Below are 9,204 nucleotides of genomic sequence, written 5' to 3'. Positions count from 1 at the left end.
ACCTTCGCGATCCTCCGGCAACATTGGCCACACAGAAGGGGGGAACCGGACCGTGGTCCACGACCATGCGAGCTATAAGGATTATCACGATTTGGCCGCCATGATCGATGCGGGGATCCAGGCTCTGTCGGCGGCGCGTGCGTTGCTCCATCGCCTGGAGGACCGTCCCGGCACTCCGATCGACCCTGGGTTGTCGAAGCTGTTTTCCTCCCCGGAGGTTTTCATCCCGCCCCGAACGCGAAAGCCGATGGGGCAGGACCGGCGCCTCCTCCCGATCATCGATCGCCTCGTCGCACTCATGCCTCGTGCGGGGCGAAATGGTGTCGCGATCCTGTTGCGCCTGCTGGACGAGCCCGGTTTCTATGTTTCACGCGAAGAACTGGTTCGGGCGGCAGGCATCCGCACCGCCGACGCCAAGGCGGTCAAGGTCTATATCTGCAACTTGCGACATGCCCTTCGGCTTGTCGGTATCCCGGCCGATGCCATCGAAACCGGACGTCGCAGCTATCGGCTCGTCCCGGATTCGGCGGCGGCAATCAGGCTCTTGATGAACGGCGATCCGCATTCGCACAACGGTAGCTCGATCAACGCTTCCTCGCGGACGCGGCAGGCCGGGTAGGTCGTCCATCTGTCGCCGACGTGACCGTGACCACCGGCGCGGCAACGGTCTGGCCGCTGAGGGGGATTTTCTTCTCTCTTCGCTGGCGTCTGGATCCCCTTGGGATAATACTCCCGGCTTCGACCGTAGCCGGTCCTTCCCTGGTTTGATCCTCGCTACCCTGCAGCCCAGACCTCCACCCCGTCCGACACGTCTCCGTCCGGCTTAAAGGCCTGATCCGGCGCGCTGACGAACGATCGCGAGATGGCTCTGGAGCCAGATCGACCGTGATGCATGTCGGAAGCTGCAACCGTGCCAACTGGGTCGGAACGGCCGTTTCCCGGGGCACCGCGAAGGGTGCCGTCATTGTGCTGGAAACAAAGGCCGTTCGCCGCTTCCTGATATCGCCCTTTGCCGGTAGCGTCGCTGTCGCCGAGGAACGGTAGGCTATAACCGATCCGCAATAACGGCAGAGATGGAGCGGATGGCTGAATGCATATGGCGCGCAAGGGTACGAATGCGAGCGGGATGCGTCGCTATAACGAACGGCTGATCCTGTCGGCGATCCGGCGGTTGAACGGCGCATCGAAGGCCGAACTGGCGCGGGTGACCGGCCTTTCGCCCCAAGCAGTGGTGCGGATCATCGACGAACTCGACAGCGACGGGTTGCTGTTCCAGGCGGAAAAGCGAACCGGCGGCATGGGACAGCCGGCTACCGTCTATCGCATCAACGGCGCGCGCGGCTACACGGTCGGCGTGGAGATCGGCCGGGATGCGATGACGCTGGTGCTGCTCGATTTCGACGGGCAGCAAAAGGCGATGCATTGCGATGCCGGTACCTTTCCGACCATCGCCCTAGCCGTGGAGCGGATCGACCGGTTTTTGCAGGAGCAACTGCCTTCTCCGCTCCGCGATCCCAGCACATTCCTGGGTATCGGCATCGCGATGCCGTGGTTCCTGGGGGAATGGCGCGACGAGTTGGGGATCTCGGAAGACCAGGCGGAGGAATGGCGCCGGGGCGACGTCGCCGACCGGCTGCGCGCCGGGCTGCACTGGCCGACTTTCTTCGACAATGACGGCAATGCGGCGGCGCTGGCGCATTTGTTGTGCGGGGCCGGAACCGATCTTCAGAATTATCTGCTCATCAACCTCGGCACCTTCGTCGGCGGCGGTCTGGTGCTGGGCGGGCAGGTGGTGCAGGGCCGACACGGCAATGCCGGCGCGCTGGCGTCGATGCCGGTCATGGCCGATGGCCGGCGCGACTCACTGATCCACCATGCCTCGCTCTACGACCGCGATCGGGCAACCACGTCCGCCGACCTGGAGGGATGGCGGCGTCGCTGCACCGAAGCATTGGCCTTCGCCATTTCGGGTGCCAACAGCCTGCTCGACCTGGAGGCGGTGATCCTCGACGGATCGCTGGCGGCGGCGGAACTGGCCGATATCGCGGCGGCAGTGGGACAACGACTCGCCGATCATGCTCCGCCCGATTTCTTCGCGCCGGAATTGCGCATCGGCACGCTCGGACGGCAGGCAGCGGCGATGGGCGCGGGGCTGTTGCCGCTACACGCGCAATATTCGCCCGATCTCAGCAGCTTGTTCAAGCGGGGCTGATCGAATCATCGCGGAAGGCGAACCGGGCACTCGCCATGATATCGCTAACGACAAACGATTGTGAAACAAGCGGCTGAAATGTCAAGCGAATTGCCCTTGACCAACTAAATCACATTAGTAGATTTAGTGGGATCGACCGCAAAAGCGGCGCTGACGGGGAGAGGTATGATGGCCATGAATGTGCAGCATGCAGGACGGGTAGGGCTCCGGTGGTGAGCGAACCGCTGCTGCTCGGTGGGATCGAGGCCGGGGGCACCAAGTTCCTGTGCGCCGTCGCCGACCGTGACGGACGGATCCTTGCCGAAACCCGGATCGCGACCACGGTCCCGGCCGAGACGCTGGGCGCGGCCAGTGCGTTCTTCCGCGATGCGCAGCGTGTCCATGGTGGCCTGTCGGCCTTTTCGGTCGGCAGCTTCGGGCCCCTCTCGTTAAATCCGCTGGCGACCGATTACGGCTGCATTACCTCGACACCGAAGCCGGGCTGGGAGAATACGGACCTGCTCGGACATTTCCGGCAGAGCATCGAGGCGCCCATGACGCTCGACACCGACGTGAACTGCGCGGCGGTGGGCGAGCGGCTGTTCGGGAGCGGGCAGGGGCTGGACAGCTTCTGCTACGTCACGGTCGGCACCGGCATCGGTGTCGGCCTGCTGATCGCCGGGGCGCCGCATGGCGGGGCGAACCACCCGGAGGCCGGGCATATCGTTGTCCCGCGTGCGCCCGGCGACGACATATTCGCCGGTATCTGCCCGTTCCATGGCGACTGCCTGGAAGGGCTGGCTTGCGGTCCGGCGATGCACGCGCGCTGGGGCGTGCCGGCCGAGCAATTGCCGACCGACCATCCGGCATGGGCGATCGAGGCCGACTATGTCGCGGCGCTGTGCGCGACGCTTACCTATGTCGTTCGCCCCGACCGGATCATCCTGGGCGGCGGTGTGATGCAGCCGCAAATGTACGGGCGGGTGCGTTCGGCGCTGGTCGCGAAACTGGCCGGCTATGATGCCAGCATGCGCATGATCGACATGGAGGATTATGTCGTCGCCCCGACCGCCGGGTCGTCGGCCGGGCTGACCGGCGCGCTGGCGCTCGCCTATCGCACCGCGACCCGCCAATGGCCGATGCACTGGCGCATGGCCGAACCCTCTAACACGAACAAGGAGACGGTCGATGCATAGCATCGCGACGCCGGGTGGCCGGCAGGATGTTGACGATGCGCGGGCGACGACCGCGATCGTGCTGAGCGCGGCCGGGGCGGCGCTGGGCGGATTGCTGTTCGGGTTCGACACCGCGGTCATTTCCGGCGCGACGCAGGCGTTGCAGGAGCGCTTCGCGCTGACCGACGCATCGCTCGGCTTTACCGTCGCATCGGCCCTGATCGGCACGGTGATCGGTTCGCTGGTCACCGGCGCGCCCGCCGACCGCTATGGTCGCAAGGCGATCATGCTGTCGGTCGCGATCGCCTATGTCGTCTCCTCCTTTGGCACCGCGCTGGCGCAAAGCTGGCCGATGCTGATCGCGTTCCGTTTCCTGGGCGGCCTTGCCATCGGGGCGGCATCGGTGGTCACGCCGATCTATATCGCCGAAGTGTCCCCTGCGCGCTTCCGGGGGCGGCTGGTGGCGATGAACCAGCTCAACATCGTGCTGGGCATCCTGATCGCGTTCCTCAGCAACTATCTGATCGCGCAAGCATTCCCGCCCGAGGTCGCATGGCGATGGATGTTCGGGATCGTCGCGGTGCCCTCGGCCCTGTTCCTTGCCGTCACCTTCGTCCTGCCCGAAAGCCCGCGCTGGCTGGCGATCCATAACGACCGGGCCAAGGCGGTGGCGGTGATGACCCGGTTGGGCTTCCTATCCCCCCAAGCCGAACTGGTGAAGATCGAAGCCGCCGAGCGCCGCGACGCGGGGCGGAGCGATACCCGGCTGTTCCAGAGCGCGCACAGTTTTCCGGTGGCTTGCGCCATCGCCATCGCGATGTTCAATCAACTGTCGGGCATCAATGCGCTGCTCTACTATGCGCCGCGCATCTTCGAGCTTGCCGGTGCCGGGGCGGACAGCGCCCTGTTGCAGTCGATCGCCGTCGGCGGCACCAATTTGCTGTTCACCGTGGCGGCGCTGTTCTTCATCGACCGCTTTGGACGGCGACCGCTTTTGATCGTCGGCTCGGTGGTTTGCGCCGCCGCCCTGCTGCTGGTCGGCTGGCAGCTCGAACGCGCCGCGCCGGACGGGACGCTGATCCTTGGCGGTCTGCTTGCCTTCATCGCAGCCTTCGCGATCAGCCAGGGCGCGGTGATCTGGGTCTTCATCTCGGAGGTGTTCCCCAGCGCGGTGCGCGGCAAGGGGCAGGCGCTGGGATCGACGACCCACTGGGTCGCGGCGGCGGCGATCACCTGGCTGTTCCCGATCGTGGCGAGCGCGGTCGGTGGCTGGGTCTTCGCCTTCTTCGGCGCGATGATGCTGGTGCAACTGGTGTGGACGGTGCGCGTGATGCCGGAAACCAACGGCGTGGCGCTGGAGGACATGGATCCGGGGAAGGCGGCATGAAATCGCTCATCTTGCTCGCCATGGTCGGCCTCATGCTGCCGACCCATGTCTCGGCGCAGCGGGCCGACCCGCGCCCGACCTATCATTTCGCGCCCGAGCGCAACTGGATGAACGACCCCAACGGGCTCGTCTATTATGATGGCGAGTACCACCTGTTCTTCCAGTACAACCCGCATGGCGATCGCTGGGGCCATATGAGCTGGGGCCATGCGGTCAGCCGCGACCTGGTCCATTGGGAAGAACTGCCGATCGCCATTCCGGAGACCGCCGACGTCATGGCGTTCTCGGGCAGCGCGGTGGTCGACTGGAACAATAGGACCGGTTTCGGAAAGAACGGGAAGCCGCCGCTGGTCGCGATCTATACCGGGCATAATCCCAAGGCGAAGCTGCAATCGCAATATGTCGCCTATAGCAACGATCGCGGTCGGACCTGGACCGTCCATGGCGAAGTGCTGAGCGTCGGCTCGCCCGAGTTTCGCGATCCCAAGGTCTTCTGGCACGCGCCCACGAAGCGCTGGGTGATGGTGGCGGTCATGGCGCTGGAGAACCGTGCGGTCCTGTTCACCTCGCCCGATCTCAAGCAATGGACCTTCGCCAGCAGCTTCGGACCTGCGGGCGGGCGAGGGAAGAATTGGGAATGCCCGGACCTGTTCGAGCTGCCGGTCGAGGGCGGCGCGCCGGGCGAGAAGCGCTGGGTGCTCGGCATCAACCTGGGCGACAATGCCGTCGGTGGCGGATCGGGCGGCCAGTATTTCGTCGGCGATTTCGACGGCAGGCGCTTCACCACCGTCCCCGGCTGGCCGGGCGAGGCGCAGTGGATGGACTATGGCGCGGACTTCTATGCCGCCGTGTCGTGGAACGACCTGCCGAAGGACGATCAGCGCCGCGTCTGGATCGGCTGGGCCAACGACTGGCGCTATGCCGAGGCGATCCCGACCTGGCCGGCGCGCGGGTTGATGACCGTGCCGCGCGAGGTGACGCTAAAGAAGACGCTCCTTGGCTATCGCATCGCGCAAATGCCGGTGCGCGAGGTGGCCGGCCTGCGCGGCGCACCGCAGCCGTTCACCGGCACGCTTGGCGAAACGCCCACCGACCTGCCGATCGCGGGCGGTTCGGCCGACCTGACGCTCGACCTCGACACCGGCACCGCCGATCAGGTGACGATCGCGCTGACCGACGAGCAGGGCTATCAGACGCTGATCGGCGTCAACCCGAGCGTCGACGAGGTGTTCGTCGATCGCACCCGGTCAGGGCCGCATTTCCACGACGGCTTCGCCAACCGCCATGTCGCGCCGGTCGACCTGAAGGGAAAGCGCGTGCGACTGCGGGTGCTGGCCGACCAATCGATCCTCGAAGTCTTCATCGGCGACGGCACGCACACCATCACCGACCGTTTCTTTCGCGGGGGCGGGCAGCTTCGCTGGAGCGCGAGCGCGCGGGGTGGCAGCGCGAAGCTGACTATGCAGGCGTGGCCGATGACCGCGGGCGGGCGCTGACATGACCGCATTCGTCACCACGATGGAAGCGATCGCGCCGGGCTGACGCCCACCTGTCGACTCTTTCAACAACCAAAAAAACAAAACGGAAATCTGGGAGGATTTATGCCGAAGACCTTGCTCGCCTTGCTGACATCGAGCGCGGTGATCCCGCTCGCCGCCATCCCCGCCGCCGCGCAAGATACGACCGCGCAGGCGCAGGCCGAAGCCGCACCCGAAAATGACGCCAGCGCCGATATCGTCGTCACGGGATACCGCGCCGCGCTGGGTTCGGCGCAGGAGATCAAGCGCAACTCGTCCTCGATCGTCGATGCGATCGTGTCGAACGACATCGGCAAGCTGCCCGACAACAACGCCGCCGAAGCGATCGCGCGCGTCACCGGCGTCACCGTACAGCGCTACAATGACGAAGCCGGTGTGATCCTGGTGCGCGGCCTGCCCGATGTCGCCACCACCTTCAATGGCCGCGAGTTCTTCTCGGCCGAGGACCGCGTGTTGCACCTTCAGGATTTTCCGGCGGGCGTCGCGGCGGGGATCGAGGTTTACAAGTCGGGTACGTCCGACCTCATCGAGCCCGGGCTTGCGGGTCTGGTCAACCTGCGCTCGCGTCGTCCGTTCGACGTCAAGGATACCGAGATCGCGGGCGAACTGCGTGCCTCGTATAACGATCAGGCCAAGGCGTTCGACCCGGCGGGCAATCTGCTGCTGACCAAGCGCTGGGACACGCCGATCGGGGAGGTCGGCGCGCTGATCAACGTCAGCTATGTCCGCACCACCTATCGCAATGCCGATCGCTATGCCGATTCCGCTGTCATCTCGCCGCGCGGCTTCGGTGCGGACGATCCGGCCGACGACCTGACCGTGACGACGCCGGGCGTGGGCAATGATTTTCGCTTTCCCGCCAATGCCGGCAATTTCTATGAAAAGGGCGTGCGGCATCGCCCGGCGGTCAACGGCACGATCCAGTGGCGGCCGACCCCGAACCTCGAACTCTTCGCCGAGGGACTGTGGCAGGCCTATCGCGGGGAAGTGTTGCGCGATGCCTTCAACGTCAATTTCGAGCGTCGCGACGCGAACGGCGTCGCCCCGACGCTCAGCAACGTCGTGCTGGTGCCGGGTGAACCGGACAAGGCGGCCAGCTTCACCAAGACCGGCGGCTATGTCCCCGAATTCTATCGCTCGACCCAGGACGATCGTACCGACACATGGCAGGCGGGCGGCCGGGTTCAAATGGACGACGGGCCGCGCGACCCTGTCCGGCGACTTCGCCTATACCAACAGCAAGTACCAAGCGTCCGAGTATAGCGTCGATGCGCAACTGGCGTCGGCCCCGACGATCAACGTCGACTGGGACGTGCGCGGATCGGCGGTGTTCGACCTGGGCGGCTATGCCATCGACAATCCGGCCAACAGCCGCTGGCGCGGCTATTACCAGCGCGACTTCGTGACCAAGGGCGACGGGGTGCAGGGGCGGATCGACCTCGACCTCGAAACCGACTGGGGCTGGCTGCCCCGCTTGCAGTTCGGTTTCCGCGCCAGCGACCGCAATGCGTCGTCGCAGAACAACAACCGCTATGCCTATACCGCCGGGCTGAACATCCCGCTCGACAGCTTGCCGACCGGGGCGCTGGGTCTCATCACCGATGGTTTCCGTGGCGATCCGCAGCGCTTCCAGAACTGGCTGGCGCCCAGCCGCGACGCGATCCGCGCGAATGGCGAGGCGTTGCGCCTGCTCGCGCTGCAATCGGTCCAGCGCGCGACGGTGCTGTTCCCCTGGGACAATGGCATTCGCGAGGCGGTGACGAAGTTCGCGACCGCCGACATCCCCTTCGACCCGCTGGGCGGCTTCACGGCGAGCGAGGCGAGCTATGCGACCTATGGCCAAGGCAAGTTCGATATCGACCTGGGCGGCATGCGGATCGACGGCACGGTCGGCGCGCGCATCGTCAATACCGATGGCACCTATCGCGGGTTCAGCCGGGTGCAGGCCGCCGACGGCACGGTCGGGATCGTCCCCAGCGTCACGCGGCAGAATTACGTCGACGTGCTGCCCTCCGCCATCGCCCGGATGCGCTTCTCGAACGAATGGCAAATCCGCCTCGGCTATACCCAGACGCGGACCCGGCCGAGTTTCGGGCAGCTCAACCCGTCGATCAACATCACCCGCAACAGCCCCGGCCCGGACGGTACGCCGCCGGTGTTCGACGCGACCGGCTCCGGCGGCAATCCCGACCTGCGTCCGCTGACGTCCAAGAATTACGATGCCAGCCTCGAATGGTATTTCTCGAAGAACGGATCGGCCTCGGTCGCCGCCTTCTACCGCGATCTCAACGGCTTCATCGGCTATTATACGCAGGTGGTGAACGATCCCATCTATGGCCGGGTGCAGCTCAATCGCCCGGAGAATGCCGGTAACGGTCGGATCAAGGGGATCGAGGCGTCGCTCCAGACCTTCTTCGATTTCCTGCCGGGTGCGTTGTCCGGCTTCGGCGTGCAGGGCAATGTCACCTATCTCGACGGCACCAACCAGCTGCCGCGCGTGCTGGGGGAGGGCGATCGGCAGGTCGAGATTACCGGCCTGTCGAAATGGGCGTATAATCTGACCGGCTTCTATGAAAAGGACGGCATCTCGGCCCGCCTGTCCTACAACTGGCGCTCGCGCCACGTCACCAGCTACAACCGCAACATCAACGAAGACCAATATGCGGGCGAACTGGTGGAGCCGATCGCACGGCTCGATTTCTCGGCCAGCTATGATGCGTTCAAGAACGTCTCGCTGGTCGCCAATGTGAGCAATATCCTGGCGCAGCCCTTCCGCAACTATCGCTTCTACAACGAAACCCAGTCGTTCGGGCGCGACCTGCGGATCGAGGGGCGGTATTTCAGCCTCGGCGTCCGTTTCAAGATGTAGCGTTTTGCGGCGGCGCGTCATGTCGCGCCGCCACCCCTTTGCAT

7 protein-coding genes are annotated in these 9,204 nt (G+C 65.2%); all 7 read left to right on the top strand.

From position 1 onward, the window contains the following. The first annotated feature begins 247 nt into the window (after nucleotides 1-247). Entirely contained in the window at nucleotides 248-619 is a 372-nt protein-coding gene (locus QE379_RS15005; protein ID WP_307001708.1) for a winged helix-turn-helix domain-containing protein, read from the top strand. A gap of 477 nt (nucleotides 620-1,096) precedes the next feature. Continuing rightward, on the top strand, nucleotides 1,097-2,212 hold the full coding sequence (locus tag QE379_RS15000) for an ROK family transcriptional regulator (RefSeq protein WP_307001705.1): 1,116 nt from the start codon (nucleotides 1,097-1,099) through the stop codon (nucleotides 2,210-2,212). A gap of 212 nt (nucleotides 2,213-2,424) precedes the next feature. After that, nucleotides 2,425-3,387, top strand: a complete 963-nt coding sequence (locus QE379_RS14995) for an ROK family protein (RefSeq protein WP_307001703.1) — start codon at nucleotides 2,425-2,427, stop codon at nucleotides 3,385-3,387. Continuing rightward, complete coding sequence (locus tag QE379_RS14990; RefSeq protein WP_307001700.1) at nucleotides 3,380-4,753, top strand: sugar porter family MFS transporter; 1,374 nt, start codon at nucleotides 3,380-3,382, stop codon at nucleotides 4,751-4,753. Before QE379_RS14995 ends, QE379_RS14990 begins: the two co-directional genes overlap by 8 nt. Continuing rightward, a complete protein-coding gene (locus QE379_RS14985; RefSeq protein ID WP_307001698.1) occupies nucleotides 4,750-6,249 on the top strand; it encodes a glycoside hydrolase family 32 protein in 1,500 nt (499 codons plus the stop codon). Before QE379_RS14990 ends, QE379_RS14985 begins: the two co-directional genes overlap by 4 nt. 105 nt (nucleotides 6,250-6,354) lie before the next feature. Further along, a complete protein-coding gene (locus tag QE379_RS14980; protein ID WP_307001695.1) occupies nucleotides 6,355-7,554 on the top strand; it encodes a TonB-dependent receptor plug domain-containing protein in 1,200 nt (399 codons plus the stop codon). After that, complete coding sequence (locus QE379_RS14975; protein ID WP_307003247.1) at nucleotides 7,442-9,160, top strand: TonB-dependent receptor; 1,719 nt, start codon at nucleotides 7,442-7,444, stop codon at nucleotides 9,158-9,160. The genes QE379_RS14980 and QE379_RS14975 overlap by 113 nt, the downstream gene beginning before the upstream one ends. The last annotated feature ends 44 nt before the right edge of the window (nucleotides 9,161-9,204 follow it).

Origin of the sequence: Sphingomonas sp. SORGH_AS_0879, from assembly GCF_030819175.1 — a bacterium.
In the GTDB taxonomy this organism is placed as follows: Bacteria; Pseudomonadota; Alphaproteobacteria; order Sphingomonadales; family Sphingomonadaceae; genus Sphingomonas.
The sequence above is the reverse complement of the archived record's forward strand: the minus strand, read 5'-3'. Positions and strand labels throughout refer to the sequence as shown.

Excerpts from the sequence above, each read along its gene's own strand:
- QE379_RS15000 (WP_307001705.1), top strand. The coding sequence starts at position 1,097 with ATGGCGCGCAAGGGTACGAATGCGAGCGGGATGCGTCGCTATAACGAA.
- QE379_RS14980 (WP_307001695.1), top strand. The coding sequence starts at position 6,355 with ATGCCGAAGACCTTGCTCGCCTTGCTGACATCGAGCGCGGTGATCCCG.
- QE379_RS15005 (WP_307001708.1), top strand. The coding sequence starts at position 248 with ATGGGGCAGGACCGGCGCCTCCTCCCGATCATCGATCGCCTCGTCGCA.
- QE379_RS14990 (WP_307001700.1), top strand. The coding sequence starts at position 3,380 with ATGCATAGCATCGCGACGCCGGGTGGCCGGCAGGATGTTGACGATGCG.
- QE379_RS14985 (WP_307001698.1), top strand. The coding sequence starts at position 4,750 with ATGAAATCGCTCATCTTGCTCGCCATGGTCGGCCTCATGCTGCCGACC.